General features: G+C 72.1%; 18 protein-coding genes and 1 pseudogene. 6 read left to right on the forward strand and 13 right to left on the reverse strand.

The window, feature by feature from the left end:
- Positions 1–241 precede the first annotated feature (241 nt).
- Entirely contained in the window at positions 242–730 is a 489-nt protein-coding gene (locus tag M8J73_RS24215; RefSeq protein ID WP_055519719.1) for a YajQ family cyclic di-GMP-binding protein, read from the forward strand.
- Positions 731–836: 106 nt separating this feature from the next.
- Here the strand turns inward: M8J73_RS24215 and M8J73_RS24220 are convergent, their stop codons facing one another.
- Positions 837–1,103: a GlsB/YeaQ/YmgE family stress response membrane protein gene (locus M8J73_RS24220; protein ID WP_055539388.1), complete on the reverse strand. Its 267-nt coding sequence runs from the start codon at positions 1,101–1,103 to the stop codon at positions 837–839.
- Positions 1,104–1,291: 188 nt separating this feature from the next.
- Between M8J73_RS24220 and M8J73_RS24225 the strand changes: the two genes are divergently transcribed.
- Positions 1,292–2,557 carry an APC family permease gene (locus M8J73_RS24225; RefSeq protein WP_055539387.1) on the forward strand — a complete coding sequence of 422 codons (1,266 nt, stop codon included), beginning with the start codon at positions 1,292–1,294 and terminating at the stop codon, positions 2,555–2,557.
- On the opposite strand, the gene M8J73_RS24230 is transcribed toward M8J73_RS24225, so the two are convergent.
- The 12 genes from M8J73_RS24230 to M8J73_RS24285 form a co-directional block, all read right to left on the reverse strand.
- On the reverse strand, positions 2,551–2,946 hold the full coding sequence (locus M8J73_RS24230) for a YccF domain-containing protein (RefSeq protein WP_055519765.1): 396 nt from the start codon (positions 2,944–2,946) through the stop codon (positions 2,551–2,553). The two genes, M8J73_RS24225 and M8J73_RS24230, sit on opposite strands and share 7 nt — an antisense overlap.
- Complete coding sequence (gene htpX, locus M8J73_RS24235) at positions 2,943–3,806, reverse strand: zinc metalloprotease HtpX (protein ID WP_055539386.1); 864 nt, start codon at positions 3,804–3,806, stop codon at positions 2,943–2,945. Before htpX ends, M8J73_RS24230 begins: the two co-directional genes overlap by 4 nt.
- Positions 3,807–4,066: 260 nt before the next feature.
- Positions 4,067–5,614: an NADH-quinone oxidoreductase subunit N gene (locus tag M8J73_RS24240; RefSeq protein ID WP_055539385.1), complete on the reverse strand. Its 1,548-nt coding sequence runs from the start codon at positions 5,612–5,614 to the stop codon at positions 4,067–4,069.
- The gene (locus M8J73_RS24245; RefSeq protein ID WP_055539384.1) at positions 5,611–7,185 is read right to left on the reverse strand and encodes a complex I subunit 4 family protein; all 1,575 of its coding nucleotides are present in this window, start codon (positions 7,183–7,185) and stop codon (positions 5,611–5,613) included. Before M8J73_RS24245 ends, M8J73_RS24240 begins: the two co-directional genes overlap by 4 nt.
- A 6-nt stretch (positions 7,186–7,191) precedes the next feature.
- On the reverse strand, positions 7,192–9,183 hold the full coding sequence (locus tag M8J73_RS24250; protein WP_055539383.1) for an NADH-quinone oxidoreductase subunit 5 family protein: 1,992 nt from the start codon (positions 9,181–9,183) through the stop codon (positions 7,192–7,194).
- Positions 9,180–9,533 carry an NADH-quinone oxidoreductase subunit NuoK gene (gene nuoK / locus M8J73_RS24255; RefSeq protein ID WP_055539382.1) on the reverse strand — a complete coding sequence of 118 codons (354 nt, stop codon included), beginning with the start codon at positions 9,531–9,533 and terminating at the stop codon, positions 9,180–9,182. Before nuoK ends, M8J73_RS24250 begins: the two co-directional genes overlap by 4 nt.
- A complete protein-coding gene (locus tag M8J73_RS24260; protein WP_249829036.1) occupies positions 9,533–10,357 on the reverse strand; it encodes an NADH-quinone oxidoreductase subunit J family protein in 825 nt (274 codons plus the stop codon). The genes nuoK and M8J73_RS24260 overlap by 1 nt, the downstream gene beginning before the upstream one ends.
- On the reverse strand, positions 10,354–11,058 hold the full coding sequence (locus tag M8J73_RS24265; protein WP_249829037.1) for a NuoI/complex I 23 kDa subunit family protein: 705 nt from the start codon (positions 11,056–11,058) through the stop codon (positions 10,354–10,356). Before M8J73_RS24265 ends, M8J73_RS24260 begins: the two co-directional genes overlap by 4 nt.
- A 2-nt stretch (positions 11,059–11,060) precedes the next feature.
- Positions 11,061–12,029 carry a complex I subunit 1/NuoH family protein gene (locus tag M8J73_RS24270; protein WP_249829038.1) on the reverse strand — a complete coding sequence of 323 codons (969 nt, stop codon included), beginning with the start codon at positions 12,027–12,029 and terminating at the stop codon, positions 11,061–11,063.
- Complete coding sequence (locus tag M8J73_RS24275; RefSeq protein WP_249829039.1) at positions 12,026–13,624, reverse strand: NADH-quinone oxidoreductase subunit C; 1,599 nt, start codon at positions 13,622–13,624, stop codon at positions 12,026–12,028. The genes M8J73_RS24270 and M8J73_RS24275 overlap by 4 nt, the downstream gene beginning before the upstream one ends.
- Complete coding sequence (locus M8J73_RS24280) at positions 13,621–14,325, reverse strand: NADH-quinone oxidoreductase subunit B (protein ID WP_249829040.1); 705 nt, start codon at positions 14,323–14,325, stop codon at positions 13,621–13,623. Before M8J73_RS24280 ends, M8J73_RS24275 begins: the two co-directional genes overlap by 4 nt.
- A complete protein-coding gene (locus M8J73_RS24285; protein ID WP_055523485.1) occupies positions 14,316–14,729 on the reverse strand; it encodes an NADH-quinone oxidoreductase subunit A in 414 nt (137 codons plus the stop codon). The genes M8J73_RS24280 and M8J73_RS24285 overlap by 10 nt, the downstream gene beginning before the upstream one ends.
- A gap of 460 nt (positions 14,730–15,189) precedes the next feature.
- Between M8J73_RS24285 and M8J73_RS24295 the strand changes: the two genes are divergently transcribed.
- The 4 genes and pseudogenes from M8J73_RS24295 to M8J73_RS24310 all read left to right on the forward strand — a co-directional run.
- Entirely contained in the window at positions 15,190–16,416 is a 1,227-nt protein-coding gene (locus M8J73_RS24295) for a sensor histidine kinase (protein ID WP_249829041.1), read from the forward strand.
- Between the two features lie 198 nt (positions 16,417–16,614).
- Positions 16,615–17,955 carry a sensor histidine kinase gene (locus tag M8J73_RS24300; RefSeq protein WP_249829042.1) on the forward strand — a complete coding sequence of 447 codons (1,341 nt, stop codon included), beginning with the start codon at positions 16,615–16,617 and terminating at the stop codon, positions 17,953–17,955.
- A 312-nt stretch (positions 17,956–18,267) separates the two neighbouring features.
- Complete coding sequence (locus M8J73_RS24305; RefSeq protein WP_306790937.1) at positions 18,268–18,927, forward strand: response regulator transcription factor; 660 nt, start codon at positions 18,268–18,270, stop codon at positions 18,925–18,927.
- Positions 18,928–19,231: 304 nt separating this feature from the next.
- Positions 19,232–19,493 (forward strand): annotated as a pseudogene (locus M8J73_RS24310) (2-oxoacid:acceptor oxidoreductase subunit alpha); the annotation flags it as partial.

Raw genomic sequence — 19,493 nt, forward strand, 5'->3', positions numbered from 1 at the left:
ATTTGCCGCCCCTCGAACCGCTTTTCGGCGGTGCTCCGTGGCGACGACGTAAACGATACCTGATGCGTGGGGGTGCTTCGCCACCTGATTGATCAGTACTCGGAGGGGGCTGGGTGGCTAGGCTTGTCCGGATGCGGCGCGGGACCTGACACCGGGCTCGGCGATCGCCTGTGCGCGCGCCGGCACGTACCCGATGGTCCCGACACGCCCCCCGATACCCCGATACAAGGAGCCACAGGACATGGCCGACTCCAGTTTCGACATCGTCTCGAAGGTCGAGCGGCAGGAGGTCGACAACGCCCTCAACCAGGCCGCCAAGGAGATCTCGCAGCGCTACGACTTCAAGGGCGTCGGCGCCTCGATCTCGTGGTCCGGCGAGAAGATCCTGATGGAGGCGAACTCCGAGGACCGGGTGAAGGCCGTCCTCGACGTCTTCCAGTCCAAGCTGATCAAGCGGGGCATCTCGCTGAAGGCGCTGGAGGCGGGTGAGCCCCAGCTGTCCGGCAAGGAGTACAAGATCTTCGCGGAGATCCAGGAGGGCATCTCCCAGGAGAACGCCAAGAAGGTGGCGAAGATCATCCGCGACGAGGGTCCCAAGGGCATCAAGGCACAGGTCCAGGGCGACGAGCTGCGGGTCAGCTCCAAGAGCCGTGACGACCTGCAGTCCGTCATCGCCCTGCTGAAGGGCAAGGACTTCGACTTCGCGCTCCAGTTCGTCAACTACCGGTAGGGCGTACCGGAGGGTGGGCCCTCGGCCGGAGCCAGGGCCCACCCGGAGTGCGACAGCGCGGTGGACGGCCGGCGGGTGCACGACCCGCAGGGGCCGCGGTCGCCGCTCAGCGTCGGGAATGGCCGAACAGCAGGCGGTAGGCGATCAGCAGGACCAGGGAACCGCCGATCGCGGCCGCCCAGGTGGCACCGTCGTAGAAGTCCTTGCTGATGGGGTGGTCCAGCCAGCGGGCGGAGATCCAGCCGCCGATGAACGCTCCCGCGACGCCGATGAGGGTCGTACCGATGAAGCCGCCCGGGTCGCGGCCCGGCAGCAGGAACTTGGCGATGGCGCCGGCCAACAGCCCCAGAACGATCCAGCCGATGATGCTCATGCCGTGAACCTGCCCTTTCGTGCCGAGCCTGTGCCGCGCCCGGGTGTTGTCTCCGTCACGTCCATCCCGCCGGTCGCGTACGCGGTTCCCGAGGGTTCCGTGGTGCCGGGCACGGTCGTCGTGCTCTGTTGATGCGGAAGACGCCTCCCGTACGTCCGGTGGTTGCGCTGGTCAGTAGGGTGCGGCTCATGACGCAGCCCGTTTCGGCCGCCCCGTTGCGGCGCACGCTCGGTGTCGGTGACGCGGTGGTCGTCGGCCTCGGATCGATGGTCGGCGCGGGCATCTTCGCGGCGCTGGGGCCCGCGGCGCACGCCGCCGGGTCCGGGCTGCTCCTCGGTCTCGCGCTCGCGGCCGTCGTCGCCTACTGCAACGCCATGTCCTCCGCCCGGCTCGCGGCCCTCTACCCCGCCTCGGGCGGCACCTATGTGTACGGGCGTGAGCGGCTCGGCGCCTTCTGGGGGTATCTGGCCGGCTGGTCCTTCGTCGTCGGCAAGACCGCCTCGTGCGCGGCCATGGCGCTCACCGTGGGGGCGTACGTCTGGCCGGAACAGGCGCACGCCGTGGCCGTGGCCGCCGTGGTGGCGCTGACGGCAGTGAACTACGGAGGCATCCAGAAGTCGGCCTGGCTGACGCGGGTGATCGTCGCCGTCGTGCTGGCGGTCCTCGCCGCTGTGGTCGTCGTGTGCCTCACCTCCGGCCGTTCCGACGCCGGGCGGCTGGACATCGGGACGTCGGGCGGCGTGGGCGGGGTGCTGCAGGCGGCCGGACTGCTGTTCTTCGCGTTCGCCGGGTACGCGCGGATCGCGACCCTGGGCGAGGAGGTGCGCGACCCGGCGCGCACCATCCCGCGTGCGATCCCCCTCGCGCTGGGCATCGCGCTCGTGGTGTACGCGGCCGTCGCGGTCGCCGCGCTCACCGTGCTGGGCTCGGGCGGTCTCGGGCAGGCGGCGGCCCCGCTGGCCGACGCGGTACGGGCGGCCGGGGCGCCGGGGCTGGTGCCGGTGGTGCGGGTCGGTGCGGCGGTGGCCGCGCTGGGGTCGCTGCTGGCGCTGATCCTGGGGGTCTCGCGGACGACGCTCGCCATGGCCCGCGACCGGCATCTGCCGGGTGTCCTGGCCGCCGTGCACCCCCGGTTCCAGGTGCCGCACCGGGCGGAGCTGGCCGTCGGCACGGTGGTCGCGGTGCTGGCCGCGACCGTCGACGTCCGGGGCGCGATCGGCTTCTCCTCCTTCGGCGTGCTCGCGTACTACGCGGTCGCCAACGCGTCCGCGTGGACACTGAGTTCCGTGCCGGTCTCGCGGATCGTGCCCGTCGTGGGGCTTGTCGGCTGCGTCGTCGTGGCGTTCGCGCTGCCCTGGGTGTCGGTGGCGGTGGGCGCCGCCGTACTGGGCGCGGGGGCCGCGGCCTACTTCGTGCGGCGGTGGTGGCACCGCCGCGGCAGCGTGGGTCAGTAGCGTCCGGCGAAGGGCTCGTCCGTGGAGATGATCTCGCGGCCCAGGGGCATCAGGGAGAGCGGGACGAGCTTGAAGTTGGCGATGCCGAACGGGATGCCGATGATCGTGATGCAGAGCGCCAGGCCCGTGAAGATGTGGGTCAGCGCGAGCCACCAGCCCGCCAGGACCAGCCACAGGACGTTGCCGACGCACGAGGGCGCGCCCGCGTCACGGCGCTCGATCGTCGTGTACCCGAAGGGCCACAGGGCGTAGACGCCGATGCGGAACGCGGCGATGCCGAAGGGGATGCCGATGATCGTGATGCAGAGGAGGAGTCCCGCGACCACGTAGCCGAGGAAGAGCCAGAAGCCGCTGAGGATGAGCCAGATGATGTTGAGGATCGTCTTCACTGGGGGCGACCTGCCATCTTCTCGAGTCGGGCGATGCGTTCGGCCATGGGCGGGTGCGTGGAGAACATCTTCGAGAAGCCCTGACCGGGTCGGAACGGGTTCGCGATCATCATGTGGCTCGCCGTCTCGATACGGGGTTCGGGGGGCAGCGGGAGCTGTTTGGTGCCCGTTTCGAGCTTGCGCAGGGCGGCGGCGAGGGCCAGCGGGTCGCCGGTGAGCTGGGCTCCGGAGGCGTCCGCCTCGTACTCCCTGGACCGGCTGATCGCGAGCTGGATGAGGCCGGCGGCGAGCGGGCCCAGAATCATGATCAGCAGTATCCCGAGGAGACCGGGACCGTCATCGTCGTCGGAGCGGCCGATGGGGATCAGCCAGGCGAAGTTGACCAGGAACATGATCACGGAGGCGAGGGCTCCCGCGACCGATGAGATCAGGATGTCGCGGTTGTAGACATGGCTCAACTCGTGGCCGATGACACCGCGCAGCTCCCGTTCGTCGAGGAGGCGGAGGATGCCGTCCGTGCAGCACACGGCCGCGTTGCGCGGGTTGCGGCCCGTCGCGAAGGCGTTCGGGGCGTCGGTCGGGGAGATGTACAGGCGGGGCATGGGCTGCCTCGCCTGCGTGGAGAGCTCGCGGACCATGCGGTACAGGGCGGGGGCCTCGAACTCGCTGACCGGGCGGGCGCGCATCGCGCGTAGAGCCAGCTTGTCGCTGTTCCAGTAGGCGTAGGCGTTCGTGCCGAGGGCGACGACGACCGCGATGATCAGGCCCGTCCGGCCGAAGAGGCTGCCTATGACGATGATGAGGGCGGACAGTGCGCCGAGGAGTACGGCGGTCCTGAGCCCGTTGTGCCGGCGGTGCACGGTACGCCCTCCAAGTCGTGCGGCAGGGGAACCCTTTGCCTGCTGTCGCTGCTGACTCCACCTCTCAGTGGACCCTCCCTTACTGGTCAACGCCAGGCGGAGAGCACTAGTTCCCTTGTGCGCGCGGGCCCGGGCGGGGCCGTCCGGGTGACGGCCGGACGCCAAGGCACGCACGCGTGTACGGGGCATCGAGTGCCCACGCGTGCGTGCCGGGTGCCAAAGGGGCTGTGCCTGTCGGGTCGACCGGCTCTGGGAGGGCTCTAGAAGAGGGCGGTGTCGGCGAAGCGGAGGATCAGCTGGGGGGCTCCGGAGAGGGCGATGCCGACGATTCCGGTGAGGGCGATCGCGAGGGTGAGCGGGGCGGGGACGCGGTGCGGCTCGGGTTCGCCCTCGGGGGCGCGGAACAGCAGCGCGGTCCACTGGAGGTAGTAGAAGAGCGCGATCACGACGTTGACGGCCATGACGACGGCGAGCCAGCCGAGGCCCGCGTCGACGGCCACCGAGAAGACGGTGACCTTGGCGAACAGGCCGATGATGCCCGGCGGCAGTCCGGCGAGGCAGAGCAGGAAGAAGCCCAGCAGCAGCGCGGTCAGGGGGCTCGACGCGTAGAGGCCGCGGTAGTCGCTGACGCGGTTGAGGGTCCTGGTGCGGCCGACGAGGGCGGCCACGGCGAAGGCGCCGAGGTTCACGGCCGCGTACATCAGCGCGTAGGCGACGGTGGAGCCGATGGCCCGCTCGGCGTCGTCGGTGTAGGCGGCGGCCGCGATCGGCACCAGGAGGTAGCCGGCCTGGCCGACGGAGGACCAGGCGAGCAGCCGGACCGCGCTGTACGCGCGCGTGGAGCGCTGTCTGAGGGCGCCGACGTTGCCGACGGTCATGGTGAGGGCGGCCAGCGCGGCGAGGGCGGGCCCCCAGACGTCGGCGTACGACGGCAGGGCGACGACGGTGACGAGGATGAGTCCGGAGAAGCCGACCGCCTTGCCGACGACCGACAGGTAGGCGGCCACCGGGAGGGGGGCGCCGACATAGGTGTCGGGGACCCAGAAGTGGAACGGTACGGCGGCCGTCTTGAAGGCGAAACCGATGAGGGTGAGGACGACGCCGGTCTGGGTGACGGTGTGGAGCTGGCCGTCGACGTTCTGGACGCGGTCGGCGATCTGGGTGAGGTAGAGGGTGCCGGTGGTGGCGTAGATGAAGCTGATGCCGAGGAGGCTGACGGCGGTCGCGGTGACGGACGACAGGAAGAACTTCAGGGCCGCTTCGGAGGACCTCTTGTCGCCGTGGCGGATGCCGACCAGGGCGAACGCGGGCAGCGAGGCGACCTCCAGGGCGACGACGAGGGTGGCGAGGTCGCGGGCGGCGGGCAGGAGGGCGGCGCCCGCGGCGGACGACAGGAGCAGGAACCAGAACTCCCCGGCGGGCAGTTCCCTGCGGTTGTCCTTCAGGGCCGTCATCGACAGCAGGGCGGCAAGGAGGGCGCCGCCGAGCACCATGAACTGGATGACGAGGGTGAAGCGGTCGGCGGTGTAGCTGCACACGTCCGGGCTGCCGCTCAGGCAGAAGGTGGCGCGGTCGCCGTCCAGGAGGGGCACCAGGGCCAGCAGGGACAGGGCGAGGCCCGCCACCGACGTCCAGCCGAGCAGGGCCTTCTTCGTGTCGTCCACGAAGAGGTCCGCGACGAGCACGGCGAGGCCGACGACGGCGGCGATCGTGGGCGGCGCGACGGCGAGCCAGTCGACGGACTGGACGACGGACTCGGCCAGCGGCCGGGCCGACTGGGAGGCCGTCGTCAGGGCCAGGGAGCTCATCGGGTGCCTCCTGCGAGGAGCTGCTGCACGGCCGGGTCGGTCAGGCCGAGGAGGGCCGCGGGCCAGAGACCGGCGAGGACGGTGAGGGCGACGAGCGGGGTCCAGGCCGCGAACTCGTACGTCTGTACGTCGGCGAGCCGTGGCCCCTCCTGCGGGGCGCCGCCCATGCAGACGCGGCGGACCACGATCAGCATGTACGCGGCGGTGAGGAGTGTGCCGAACGCACCGATCGCCATGAAGGTGAGGAAGGCCGGGCGGCTGAGGCCGTCGGCGGGCCGGAACGCGCCGAACAGGGCGAGCATCTCGCCCCAGAACCCGGCGAGGCCGGGCAGTCCGAGGGAGGCGACGGCGCCGAACGCGAGCAGGCCGCCGAGGCGCGGCGCCCTGCCGTAGAGAGCGGCACCGGACTCCTGGGCGAGGCTGTCGAGGTCGGTGGTGCCGGTGCGGTCCTTGAGGGCGCCGACGAGGAAGAACAGCAGGCCGGTGATGAGGCCGTGGGCGATGTTGGCGAACAGGGCGCCGTTCACTCCGGTCGGGGTCATCGTCGCGATGCCGAGGAGCACGAAGCCCATGTGGCCGACGGAGGAGTACGCGATGAGGCGCTTGAGGTCGCCCTTCGCGCCCGGCCTGGCGAGAGCGAGGCAGGCGAGGGACCCGTAGATGATGCCGACGACCGCGAAGGCGGCGAGGTACGGCGCGAAGGTGCGGAAGCCGTCGGGGGTGATCGGCAGCAGGATGCGGACGAACCCGTACGTGCCCATCTTCAGCAGGACGCCGGCCAGCAGGACCGAGCCGACGGTCGGGGCGGCGGTGTGGGCGTCCGGCAGCCAGCTGTGCAGCGGCCACATCGGGGTCTTCACCGCGAGCCCGATCCCGATCGTCAGAACGGCGATGACCTGCACGGATGTGGTCAGTTCGGGGTGATTGTCAGTGGTGAGTGCCACCATGTCGAATGTGCCCGCCCTGAGTCCGATCAGGAGCAGGCCGAGCAGCATGACCACGGAACCGAGCAGGGTGTAGAGGATGAACTTCCAAGCGGCCTGCGTGCGTTGCTCACCGCCCCAGCGGGCGATGAGGAAGTACATCGGGATGAGCACCATCTCGAACGCGAGGAAGAACAGCAGCAGGTCGAGGACGGCGAAGGTCGCGAGGGTGCCGGACTCGAGGACGAGCAGCAGGGCGACGAACGCCTTCGGGGACGGGCCCGAGGGCAGCTTGAAGTACGAGTAGAGCGCGCAGAGGAAGGTCAGCAGCGCGGTCAGGACCAGGAGGGGGAGGGAGATGCCGTCGATGCCGAGGTGGATGCGCACGTCGAGTGCGGGGATCCAGCTGATGTCGGTGCTGGCCTGCATCTTCGACGGATGGTCGTGGTCGAAGCCGAGCGCGAGGGCGATCGCGGCGATGAGCACCACGCCGGTCACGGTGACGCCGTGGCGGAGCACGGCCTGCTCGGGTGACTTCCCCTTCAGCCCCGGGGGGGCGGGCAGGAGAGCGGCGGCGGCGCCGATCAGCGGGCCGACGACGACGAACGCCAGAAGGACCTGCATCACGGACTCGTTGATATCGATCACGCCTGCTCACGCTCCCGTGGCGACGAGAAGGGCGGCGACCACCAGGACGACGGTGCCGGCGAGCAGCGCGCTCACATAGGTCTGCACATTGCCGGTCTGCGCCCGCCGTACGGCCGCGCCGAGCAGGCGGGGCAGGGCGCCCGCGCCGCGTACGTAGGTGTCGACGACCTCGCGGTCGAGGAACCGGACGAGTCGTGCGCCGGCCTGGACGGGGCGGACGAAGAGGGTCTCGTACACGGCGTCGAGGTGGAAGCCGACGGCGGCGTGGCGGTGCAGCGGGCCGAGCAGGACCCGGGAGGGGTCCGTCGGGTCGGGTGCCGAGGCCACGTCCCCGTAGGCGGGCGCGTGGCTCGCGATGGCCTCCGCCTCGACGGTCGCGGCGTCCGCCTCGGGGTGGGCGGCTACCGCGCCGAGCGGGGTGCGGGCCAGGGCCGTGGTGTAGCGCCAGGCCGCGTATGTCACGAGGCCGCCCGTGAGGGCGAGGCCGGTGCCGAGGACGGACGTGGTGAGGGTCGGGGCCAGGTCGTCGCCGTCGAACCAGTCGGGGAGGGTGCCGTAGGCGAGTCCGCCGAGGGCGAGGGACGGGATGGCGAGCACCCAGAGGACCACGGTCATGCTGAGGGGCTGGCGGCCGTGGTCGGGGGCTTCGTCGCCCTGGCCGCGGAAGGTGCGCAGCCACAGGCGGGCGGCGTACGCGGCGGTGAGGAGGGCCGTGAGCAGGCCGGCGACGAGGACGGTCCAGCCGGCGGCGCCGGGGATGTGCTCGGCGTGGCCCTCGGCGGCGGTCTCGGCGGCGCCGAGGACGGACTCCTTGGAGAAGAAGCCGCTGAAGGGCGGGATCGCGGCGAGGGCGAGGAGCGCCACGGTCATCGTCCAGTAGGCGTCGGGGACGCGGGCGCGGAGGTTGCTCATGCGGGACATGGCGGCCAGGGAGTTGGTGCCGGCGGCGTGGATGATCACGCCGGCGGCGAGGAACAGCAGCGCCTTGAAGGCGCCGTGGGAGATGAGGTGGAAGACGGCGGCGCCGCGGTCGCCGACGGCGAGGGCGCCGGTCATGTAGCCGAGCTGGCCGATCGTCGAATAGGCGAGGACGCGTTTGATGTCGTCCTGGGCGAGGGCGGCGAGGGCCGAGCCGGCCATGGTGACGGCGGCCATCACGGCGAGGACGACCAGGGCCGCCGAGGAGGCGGCGAAGACCGGGAGGAGACGGGCGATGAAGTAGACACCGGCGGCGACCATCGTCGCGGCGTGGATCAGCGCGGAGACGGGCGTCGGGCCGGCCATCGCGTCGGGCAGCCAGGTGTGGAGGGGGAACTGCGCGGACTTGCCGGCCACCCCGGCGAGGAGCAGCAGGGCGATCAGCGTCGGGTGGTCGAGGCCGCCGTCGGTGACGGTGTCGAGGATCCGGGTGATGCGGAACGACCCGGCGTCCGAGGCGAGCGCGAACAGACCGATCAGGAAGGGGACGTCACCGAGCTTGGTGACGAGGAAAGCCTTGAGGGAGGCGGCGCGGGCCTCCGGGGTCTCCCAGTAGTGGCCGACCAGGAAGTAGGAGCAGATGCCCATGATCTCCCAGCCGACCAGCAGCACCATCAGGTCGCCGGAGTAGACGACGAGGAGCATCGCGGAGGTGAAGAGGGAGACGAGGGCGGCGTACGACGGGTAGCGGGGGTCGTCGCGCAGATAGCCCGTGGAGTAGATCTGCACGCAGGTGGCGACCAGGCCGACCACCACGGCGACGAGGGCGGCGAAGCCGTCGATGTACAGGGCGAGGTCGATGGGGACCGAGCCGGTCGGGGTGAGTCGCGTGGAGGCGACGACCGGGCTGTCGCCGCCCTGGCGTACGGCGACCAGGACGGCCAGGGCGAAGGCCGTGAGGGTCGGGAGTACGGCGAGGGGGCGGACGAAGCCGGGGGCGGTGCGGCCGAGGAGCAGGCCGGCGGCGGCGCCGAGGAACGGGAGGAGGGGGACGAGGACGGCGAGGGTGGTCGTGGTCACGCGCTGGCCTCGGCCTTCTCGCTCCGCTCGGGGCGCTCGGCGGTGTCGCGGAGCTTGTCGATGTCGGCGGTGCCGCGGTTGCGGTGGACGGCGAGGACGATGGCCAGGCCGATGCCGATCTCCGCGGCGGCGATGGTGATGGTGAACAGGGTCAGCGCCTGGCCGGAGTGGAGGGTTTCCTCGGTGGCCTTGCTGAGCCAGACGTCGAAGGCGACGAGGTTGAGGTTGACGGCGTTGAGCATCAGCTCGACGGACATCAGGACCAGGATCGCGTTGCGGCGGGCGAGGACGCCGTACAGGCCCGTGCAGAAGAGGAGGGCGGAGAGCACGACGGGATAGGCGAGGTGCATCAGCGGAGCCCTCCCTCGGACGGGTCGGGGGCGGCGGCTGCGGCAGGGGCGGCGGGTGCGTCGGCCGGGGAGGGTTCCTCGGCCGGGGCGGGTTCCTCAGCTGGGGCGGGTGCCGGTTTCGGCACGGTCGCGTCGGCCGCGGGGGGCGCCGTCGCCGGGGCGGTGGCCAGGGTGGGCCCGGTGGCTGGGGTGGTTCCCGTGGCCGCGGTGGGGGTCTTCCGTTCGTCGGGCTCCTGGTTGGCCTTGCGGGAGAGGACGATCGCGCCGACCAGGGCGGCGAGGAGGAGGACGGAGAGGGCCTCGAAGGGGAGGACCCAGTTCTGGAAGAGGCTTTCGCCGGTGATCTTGGTCGAGCCGGCGGCGGGGCCGTCGAGGTCGATCCACGTGGCGCGGAAGGCGTCGACGACGACCCAGACGAGGGCGGCGGCAGCGGCGACGGCCACGGTGAGGGCGGCCCAGCGGTTGCCGGAGTCGGCGTCCGGGGAACGGCCGATCGGGGCCCTGGTGAGCATCAGCCCGAACAGGAGGAGCACGACGACGGAGCCGACGTAGATGAGGACCTGGACCCAGGCGATGAACTCGGCGGTGAGCAGCAGGTACTCGACGGCGAGACCGCCGAGCGCCACGACCAGCCAGAGGGCGGCGTGCACCAGCTGGCGGGTGGTGACGGTGACGATCGCGGCGCCGAAGGTGACCAGGCCGACGAGGAGGAAGGCGATCTCGACGCCGGTCGGCGAGAGGAAGCCGCGGGTCTCGACGGCGGCCAGGGAGGGGTGGTGGTGCGTGGCGGCGAGGGCGACGGTGGCGGTGGCGGTGACGCTCATGCGTTCCCCTCCCCCGGCCGGTGCGGCTCGGCCCGCTCGTCCGAACCGGCCTGCTCGGCCTGCCCCGCTTGCCCTGCCTGTTGGGCCTGTTGGGCCTGTTGGGCCTGTTGGGCCTGTTGGGCCTGTTGGGCCTGTTGGGCCTGTTCGGCTTGCTGGGTGGCGGCGAGCTTTTCGGCGGTCTTGCGGGCGGCGGCGAGTTCCTTGGGTTCTTCGGCGCCGGGGTCGAGGGCGGGCGGAGCCGGGACCGTCCACATCCACTCGCGGAGCTTGTCGCGCTCGTGGGTGAGTTCGCGGATGTCGGTCTCCGCGTACTCGAACTCGGGCGACCAGAAGAGGGCGTCGAAGGGGCAGACCTCGATGCAGATACCGCAGTACATGCAGAGGGAGAAGTCGATGGCGAAGCGGTCGAGGACGTTGCGGCTGCGCTCGCGGCCGCCGGGGGCGGCGGGCGGGACGGTCTCCTTGTGGGAGTCGATGTAGATGCACCAGTCCGGGCACTCCCGGGCGCAGAGCATGCAGACGGTGCAGTTCTCCTCGAAGAGGCCGATGACGCCGCGGGTGCGGGGCGGGAGTTCCGGCTGGACATCCGGGTACTGCTCGGTGACCGTCTTCCGCGTCATCGTGCGGAGGGTGACGGCCAGGCCCTTGGCGAGACCACTACCGGGGATGCGGGGCCGGGTGGGCGGGAGGGACTCAGCCATGGTTACTGGATCACCACCTTGACGACGCCGGTGAGGGCGATCTGGGCGAGGGACAGGGGGACGAGGAGGGTCCAGGAGAGCTTCTGCAGCTGGTCCTCGCGCAGTCGGGGGTAGGTGACGCGGAGCCAGATGACGAGGAAGGCGAGGACGGCGGTCTTCAGCAGGGTCCAGACCCAGCCGAGGCCGTCGGCGCCCCAGGGGCCGTGCCAGCCGCCGAGGAAGAGGACGGTGGTCAGGCCGCACAGGACGACGATGCCGGCGTACTCGGCGAGGAGGAACAGGGCGAAGCGGAGGCCGGTGTACTCGGTGTAGGCACCGAAGATGATCTCCGAGTCGGCGACGGGCATGTCGAACGGCGGGCGCTGGAGTTCGGCGAGGCCGGCGACGAAGAAGACGATCGCGCCGACGATCTGCCAGGGGAGCCACCACCACTGGAACGCGTCGAGGATGCCGACGAGGGAGACCGTGCCGGCCGCCATCGCCACCGAGGCGGCCGTCAGCAGCATCGGGAGTTCGTAGGCGAGGAGCTGGGCGGCGGTGCGGAGGCCGCCGAGGAGGGAGAACTTGTTCGCGGAGGCCCAGCCGGCCATGAGGGAGCCGAGCACGCCGACGCCCATCACGGCGAGGACGAAGAAGATGCCCGCGTCGATGACCTCGCCGACGGCGCCCTCGCCGGGGCCGATGGGGATGGCGAGGAGGACGAGGAGGTACGGGAGGAGGGCGACGGCCGGGGCGAGCTGGAAGATACGGCGGTCCGCGCCGGCCGGGACGACGTCTTCCTTCTGGGCGAACTTCACACCGTCGGCGACGAGCTGGGCCCAGCCGTGGAAGCCGCCGGCGTACATGGGGCCGAGGCGGCCCTGCATGTGGGCCATCACCTTGTGTTCCGTCTGACCGATGATCAGGGGGAAGGTGAGGAAGACGACGAAGACGAGCAGGAGTCGCAGGGCGACGTCGAGGGCGTCGTTCACCGCGGGCCTCCTGCGGGGGGTTCGGGGGTGGTGGGGGGTTCGGTAGCTGGGGGTTCGGGGGTGGGGGCAGGCTCGGGAGCGGGGGTTTCGTCCGCGGTTTCTTCGGCGGGCGTCTCGCTCCCGTGGGCGGGGGCGCGGCCACCGTCGGTAGTGCCGGGGAACGCGGACGGCTCCGCCTCGGGTTCGGTCCCGGACGCCGGTTCGGTCCCGGACGCCGGTTCGGTCCCGGACGCCGGGTCGGTCCCGGACGCCGGGTCGGTCCCGGGCGCCGGGTCGGTCTTGGCGTCGGGCGCAGCCTCGGGAGCGGGAGCGGGAGCGGGAGCGGGAGCGGGTTCGACCTCGGGCGCGGGCGCCGCCTCGGGCGCGAGTCCCGCCTCGGGCGCGAGTCCCGCCTCGGGCGCGAGTCCCGCCTCGGGCGCGGGCGCCGACTCCGCCGGTGGTTCGGCCTCCGGCTTCGAGGGCTGGGCCTCCTGCTTGGGCCGGGCCACGGGCTCGGCCTGCGGCTCCGGCTCCGGCTCCGGCTCCGGCGTGGGCTTTGGCTCCGTCGGGGCGCGCTCCGCTTCCGGCTTCGGCTCCTCGAAGGCCGGGCGGGCGTGGTGCCATGGGGCGTCGGCGCTGCGGGCGGGTCGGCTCTGCGCCGGGGGCTCGCCGGGAGCGTCGGTCGACGGGGTGCGCCGGCTCGCCGAGCCGCCGGAGGCGGTACGGGCGCGGCGCGGCGTCGTGGGAGCGGGCGGTGCCTCGGGTTCCGACGACGGCTCGGCGGCGACCTGGCTCGCCGAGCCCTGCGCCGCCGTACGGCTACGACGCGGAGGCGTCGAAGGGGTGGGTGCGGCCGGGGCGGCCGGGGTCTCCGAGGCGTCCGGAGTCGCTGTCGGCGTCGCCTCGGCGGGCGTCTGGCTCGCCGAGCCCTGGGAGGCCGTACGGGTGCGGCGTACGGGGCGGTCGGCCGCGGGTCGGGCGGGGCGGTCCCCGGCGGCGGCGCGGGCCGGGCGGTCTCCGGCGGCTCGGGTGGGGCGGGTCGGGGCCGGGGGGAGTTGGCCCTTGAGGGGGCCCCACTCGTTGGGGTCGGGGACGCCGGGCGGGAGCATCTGGCGGCGCTTGGGGCCGCCGTGCTCGGACTCGCCGGGCTCCTTGGCGCCGGGCCATGCCTTGGCGACGCGGGCGGCCAGGACGAAGTCCTTGCGGAGCGGGTGGCCCTCGAAGTTCTCGGGGAGGAGGAGGTGGTCCAGGCCGGGGTGGCCCTCGAAGCGGACGCCGAACATCTCGTGGGTCTCGCGCTCGTGCCAGGCGGCACCGGCGTAGACGTCCACGGCGGTGGGCAGCACCGGGGACGCGTGCGGGACGGTGGTGCGGACGAGGAGGCGGCGGACCGGGGCCAGGGCCACGACATGGGCGGAGACCCGGAAGCCGGTGCCGGGTTCGTCGACCGCGCTCAGCCAGTCGAAGTAGGTGCAGCCCAGGGTGGTGCGGGCGGTGCTCAGGGCCTCGATCCAGGAGGCGGAGGGGACGTCCACGGTCAGGACGTCGTAGGACTCCTCGGCGGTGGCGTCGGCGCCGAAGAGTTCCTCGACGGGGGCGGGGAGCCAGCCGGTCAACGGTCCCCCTCCCCGGTGGAGCTGTCGGGCGTGCCGGTGCCGGCCGGCGGGGCCGGGGGCTTCACCAGACCGCTCTGGAGAGCCGCCGGTGACGGGCGGGCGGGGGCCGGCGTCGGACCCTCGGCGGTGGTGGAGGACACGGTGCCCCCGGCGGCGGCGTCCGTTCCGTTGCCGTACCGCTCCCCCAGGGACTCCCTCGCGATCTTCTCCTGGAGTTTCAGGATGCCCTGGAGAAGGGCCTCGGGGCGGGGTGGGCAGCCGGGGACGTAGACGTCGACGGGGATGATCTGGTCGACGCCCTTGGTCACCGAGTAGGAGTCCCAGTAGGGGCCGCCGCAGTTGGAGCAGGCGCCGAAGGAGATGACGTACTTCGGTTCCGGCATCTGCTCGTAGAGGCGCTTCACGGCCGGGGCCATCTTGTCCGTGACCGTGCCGGACACGACCATCAGGTCGGCCTGGCGGGGGCCCGGCGCGAAGGGGATGACACCGAGGCGGATGAAGTCGTGGCGGGCCATCGACGCGGCGATGAACTCGATCGCGCAGCAGGCCAGGCCGAAGTTGAAGACCCAGAGGGAGTAGCGGCGGCCCCAGTTGAGGATCACCTTCATCGGCTCGGGGGCGAGACGGGCGAGGGCGCCCAGCCGCTTCGGCTCCGGGAGGGACACGGGCTGCGGGGTGGTCGTTTCCGGCTTCACGTCCATGCCAGGACCCCCTTCTTGTATGCGTAGAGCAGGCCGACGGCGAGGAAGCCGAGGAAGACGAACATCTCCACCAGCGTGGTCGCGCCGTAGCCGTCGTCGGCGAAGACGGTCGCCCAGGGGAAGAGGAAGATCGAGTCGATGGCGAAGATGACGTAGAGGAAGGCGTACACGTAGTAGCGGACCTGGGTGTGGGCCCAGTGCTCGCCGACGGGGTCGACGCCGCACTCGTACGTGAGGAGCTTCTCCCGGGTGGGGACCTCGGGGCGCAGCAGGCGTCCCGCGCCGAAGGCGATGGCCACGAAGAGCACGCCCACGGCGGCGAGCAGTCCGACCACCGAGTAGGACTGGAAGTAGTCCGCCGCCACGACGTACTCCGCCGCGACGGCGACGGTCGGTTCCGGCACGTCCGCCCCTCGTTCCCTCACCTGGCGACCTGTACGTACGCGCTCCGTACGCCATACATACGCCGCTGTTCGACGATCTGTACGCACGGGAGTCTAGGCCCTGCTAAAGAGACCGTAAGCAGCCCGTCACAGCTCGGCATGCGCAGGGCCGTGACCTGGGGGTCCGTGCGCCGGGCGGTGGCGGCGGCCGTGCGGGGCCAAGGCGACGGCCCGGTCGGGGAGATGGGACCACCGGACCGGGGCGACGGGACCTCCGGACCGGGGCGACGATGCCGCCGGGCCGGGGCGGCAGGACCACCGGACAGGGGCGACGGAGCCACCGGGTCGGGGCGACGGGCCGGGGCGACAGGGGGCAGGGCGGTCGGCCGGGGGCCTCGGCGGGGTGGGTGGGGTTTTCCCCAGGGGGGCCGGGCGGTTCGCCTCATGGCGCCGGTGGGGCGTCGGCGGGCAGGCTGTGGCCATGACCGAGCCCCTTTCTCCTTTTCCCTCGGCCGGCCGTGGACGGCCGTCGGGGCGCCCGTTGCCCTCCAGCCGCACGCCGTCCGAACCGCTGCCGCCCGCGCGGCTCGCGTTCGAGGCGCACACGTGGAAGGAGATCGCGCATCTGCTGACGAATCTGCCGCTGTCGCTGATCGGGTTCACCTTCGTGACGACGGTGCTGTTCACCAGTGCCTTCCTGACGCTGACGGTGATCGGATTCCCGCTGCTCGCGGCCGCGCTGCTGGGGGCGCGTCAGCTGGGCAAGCTGGAGCGGATACGGGCGCGGGCGCTGCTCGACGTGACGGTGGACGAGCCGAGTCCGCTGCCGATGCGGGGCGGCGCGGACGGGTTCGTCGCGCAGGTGTGGATGAGTGTGAAGGACCCGGTCGGCTGGCGTTCGATGCTGTACGAGCTGATCCGGCTGCCGTGGGGGATCGCGACGTTCACGATCACCCTCACGGGGTTGTTCGTGGCGTGGCCGGTGCTGCCGTTCATCGTGCGGGGGCTGGCGAACGCGGACCGGGCGATGGTGCGGGCACTGCTGTCGCCGTCGGACGAGCTGGAGCGGCGGATCGCGGAGCTGGAGTCGGACCGGGGCGTCGTGGTGGACACGGCGGCGGCCGATCTGCGGCGCATCGAGCGGGATCTGCACGACGGGGCGCAGGCACGGCTGGTGAACCTGGCGATGGGGCTCGGGCTGGCGAAGGAGAAGCTGCTGGAGGGCCAGGCCGACGACGCCGTGGCCTCGATGGTGGCGGAGGCGCACGGCGAGGTGAAGCTGGCACTCCAGGAGCTTCGGGATCTGGCACGGGGCATCCATCCGGCGGTGCTGACCGACCGGGGCCTGGACGCGGCGCTGTCCTCGGTGGCCTCGCGGTGCACCGCTCCGGTGAAGGTGACGGTCGATCTCCCGGCGCGGCCCGCGGCGGCGATCGAGGGGATCGCCTACTTCACCGTCTCGGAGCTGCTCCAGAACGTCAGCAAGCACAGCGGGGCGCGGTCCGCGGCCGTGGACGTCTGGCGGTCCGACGACCGGCTGCTGATCCAGGTGTGGGACGACGGGCGCGGCGGCGCGAGCGTCGACGGCGGCTCGGGCATCGCCGGTCTCGCGGAGCGGCTGGGCGCGGTCGACGGTCTCTTCATGGTCGATTCCCCGGTGGGCGGCCCCACGACGATCACGGCGGAACTGCCCTGGCGGAACCGGTAGGCGGGGTGGGCTCCATGAGTGGGCTCCATGAGTGGCCTCCAGGGGTGAGGCCCAGGGGTGAGAGCGAGGGGTGGGGTTAACCCCAGGAACCGGACGCCGACGGGCTGGATGGTCCGGGAGGCCGGGGGCGGGGAGTGTGGGAGTACGCCAGGTGGTGGCGCGCTCCGGTCGGAGTGTGGGTGAGGAGGAGTGGCGGCTATGGAATCCGCGTATGGGCAGGGGTACGGCGGCTGGGACGAGGCGGCCGTGGCCGAGCGGCGGCATCGGCTGCCGGCGGGGCTGCGGGCGCCGTTCGAGGGGCGCAGCTGGCGGGAGTTCGGCTATGTGATGCTCGGCTTCCCGATCGGCGTGCTGATGTTCACGTACGCGGTGACGATGCTGTCCGTCGGGGTGGGGCTGCTGGTCACGTTCCTCGGGGTGCCGGTGCTGGCGGCGGGGCTCGCCGGGTGCCGGGGGCTCGGGGCGATGGAGCGGGCGCGGGCGCGGGCGCTGCTCGGGGTGGAGGTGGCCGCGCCGGAGCCGTTGCGGCCGCGCAAGCGGGGGGCGCTGGCGTGGATGGGTGCCGTCCTGCGCAGCGGGTCGTCGTGGCGGCAGCTGCTGTACGCGGTGGTGCAGTTCCCGTGGTCGCTGTTCTCCTTCGTGGTCGCCCTGAACTTCTGGGCGTACGGGTGGGCGATGCTGACGTATCCGCTGTGGTTCTGGGTCTTCCCGATGTGGGTCGGGCAGGACGGGGTGCAGCTGTACGGGGACGAGGGGCACGCCGTGTACCTCGACAACGCGTTCGAGGTGACCGTGACCGCGCTGGTGGGGCTGCTGTTCACGATGGCCACGCCGTGGATCGTGCGGGGCCTGACGATGGTGGACCGGGTGATGGTGACCGCGTTGCTCGGCCCGTCCCGGCTGGGGGCGCGGGTGGTGGAGCTGGAGTCGGACCGGGGGGTCGTGGTGGACGCGGCGGCGGCCGATCTGCGGCGCATCGAGCGGGATCTGCACGACGGTGCGCAGGCGCGGCTGGTCGCGCTGGCGATGGATCTGGGTGTGGCGCGGGAGAAGCTGACCGAGGATCCGCAGGAGGCGGCGCGGATGGTGGACTCCGCGCACGGTGAGGTGAAGACGGCGCTGCGGGAACTGCGGGACCTGGCGCGGGGCATCCATCCGGCGGTGCTGACCGACCGGGGCCTGGACGCGGCGCTGTCCGCGGTGGCCGCCCGGTGCGCGGTGCCGGTGGTGGTGGAGGTGGATCTGCCGGCGCGGCCGGTGCCGGCGATCGAGGGGATCGTCTACTTCACGGTGTCCGAGCTGCTGCAGAACGTCAGCAAGCACGCGGGCGCCTCCCGGGCGGTGGTGGATGTGTGGAAGGTCGAGGGCCGGCTGATGCTCCAGGTCACCGACGACGGGATGGGCGGCGCCGACGTCGGGGCGGGCTCGGGGCTCGCCGGGCTTGCGGAGCGGCTGGGGGCCGTCGACGGGGTGCTGGTCGTGGACTCACCGGCGGGCGGACCCACCCGGGTCACCGCGGAGCTGCCCTGGCGGGCGTGAGCCTCGGGGCCCCGGCTGCGGGGGCGTGACGTTCGGCGGCAGGGGGGCGGGACCACCAGGGGCGCGTCCGGAGCCGATGCTCCGGACGCGCTTCGCCGTGTCGTGGCGGCGGGGGCGTCCCTGTCGCGGCGGCGGTGGCGGCGTCCCGTCGCGGCGGCGGTAACCAGCCAAGACATGGCGGGGTTCTTACCCGCGAGGGTGTCGGGGTGGCGTGGGGGGACCGGGATGCTGGGATGCTGGGGCCGTCGGGTGGGTGGGCCAGGATGACGGCCGGCTCCGGGCTTGCGGGGGGACGGGATCGTGGAGGACAAGGTGCGGGTGGTCATCGCCGAGGATTCGGTGCTGTTGCGGGAGGGCCTCACCCGGCTGCTGACCGACCGGGGGCACGAGGTCGTCGCGGGGGTCGGGGACGGCAACGCGTTGATCAAGACGATCGGTGAGTTCGCGGCGCAGGGGGAGCTGCCCGATGTCGTCGTCGCCGATGTGCGCATGCCGCCGACCCACACCGATGAGGGCGTCCGGGCGGCCGTGCAGTTGCGCAAGCAGCATCCGCGGCTGGGTGTGCTCGTGCTGTCGCAGTACGTGGAGGAGCGGTACGCCACCGAGCTGCTCGCCGGGTCCAGCCGGGGCGTCGGCTATCTGCTGAAGGACCGGGTGGCGGATGTGCGGGAGTTCGTCGACGCGGTGGTGCGGGTGGCCGGCGGGGGGACGGCGCTCGACCCCGAGGTGGTGGCGCAGCTGCTCGGGCGCAGCCGCAAGCAGGACGTGCTGGCGGGGCTCACGCCGAGGGAGCGCGAGGTGCTGGGGCTGATGGCGGAGGGGCGCACCAATTCCGCGATCGCCCGGCAGCTGGTGGTGAGTGACGGTGCCGTCGAGAAGCACGTCAGCAATATCTTCCTGAAGCTCGGGCTGTCCCCGAGCGACGGGGACCACCGGCGGGTGCTGGCGGTCCTCACGTATCTGAATTCGTGACGGGGCCGCCCGTACGGGTCCCCCGTACCGCCCCCGCTCACCCCCCGAACACCAGCCGCCCGCCCCCTTTCCCCCGAAGCGCCCGACCCGTCAGTACTAGAACCGCCACTTCCGGGGGAGCGTCTTCTGTGGCAGTTCAGCGGGTGTGCGGGGTGGGTGGGACGAGGTCGGCGCGGGGTCGAAAAAAGCTCGTCGAACAGTCGAACGGTCAAGGGAAGGTCCGCAGCACCGACGTAGGGTTGGTCTCGGGATGGCCGCTGGGACGGTCGTTCCCGGACAGCCGCCTCAAGGGAGGTCAAGTTCAGTGACCAGCCAGGTCAGCAGCCCAGCGGAGCAGGCCGACGAGGCCGTTCTCGGAGAACTGGGGGAACAGCGCAAGCCGGCGGGGACCAAGGACGTCCGCCGCCTCGATCGGGTGATCATTCGGTTCGCGGGTGATTCCGGTGACGGTATGCAGCTCACCGGTGACCGTTTCACCTCCGAGACCGCCTCGTTCGGCAACGACCTGTCAACCCTGCCGAACTTCCCCGCCGAGATCCGCGCCCCCGCCGGCACCCTGCCCGGCG

The organism is Streptomyces neyagawaensis, assembly GCF_023516595.1.
Taxonomy (GTDB): Bacteria; Actinomycetota; Actinomycetes; order Streptomycetales; family Streptomycetaceae; genus Streptomyces; species Streptomyces neyagawaensis.

What these genes read in the sequence shown, in the direction of transcription:
- M8J73_RS24215 (WP_055519719.1), top strand. Translation starts at nt 242, where the DNA reads ATGGCCGACTCCAGTTTCGACATCGTCTCGAAGGTCGAGCGGCAGGAG.
- M8J73_RS24220 (WP_055539388.1), bottom strand. Translation starts at nt 1,103, where the DNA reads ATGAGCATCATCGGCTGGATCGTTCTGGGGCTGTTGGCCGGCGCCATC.
- M8J73_RS24225 (WP_055539387.1), top strand. Translation starts at nt 1,292, where the DNA reads ATGACGCAGCCCGTTTCGGCCGCCCCGTTGCGGCGCACGCTCGGTGTC.
- M8J73_RS24240 (WP_055539385.1), bottom strand. Translation starts at nt 5,614, where the DNA reads ATGAGCTCCCTGGCCCTGACGACGGCCTCCCAGTCGGCCCGGCCGCTG.
- nuoK (WP_055539382.1), bottom strand. Translation starts at nt 9,533, where the DNA reads ATGCACCTCGCCTATCCCGTCGTGCTCTCCGCCCTCCTCTTCTGCACG.
- M8J73_RS24260 (WP_249829036.1), bottom strand. Translation starts at nt 10,357, where the DNA reads ATGAGCGTCACCGCCACCGCCACCGTCGCCCTCGCCGCCACGCACCAC.
- M8J73_RS24265 (WP_249829037.1), bottom strand. Translation starts at nt 11,058, where the DNA reads ATGGCTGAGTCCCTCCCGCCCACCCGGCCCCGCATCCCCGGTAGTGGT.
- M8J73_RS24280 (WP_249829040.1), bottom strand. Translation starts at nt 14,325, where the DNA reads ATGGACGTGAAGCCGGAAACGACCACCCCGCAGCCCGTGTCCCTCCCG.
- M8J73_RS24295 (WP_249829041.1), top strand. Translation starts at nt 15,190, where the DNA reads ATGACCGAGCCCCTTTCTCCTTTTCCCTCGGCCGGCCGTGGACGGCCG.
- M8J73_RS24300 (WP_249829042.1), top strand. Translation starts at nt 16,615, where the DNA reads ATGGAATCCGCGTATGGGCAGGGGTACGGCGGCTGGGACGAGGCGGCC.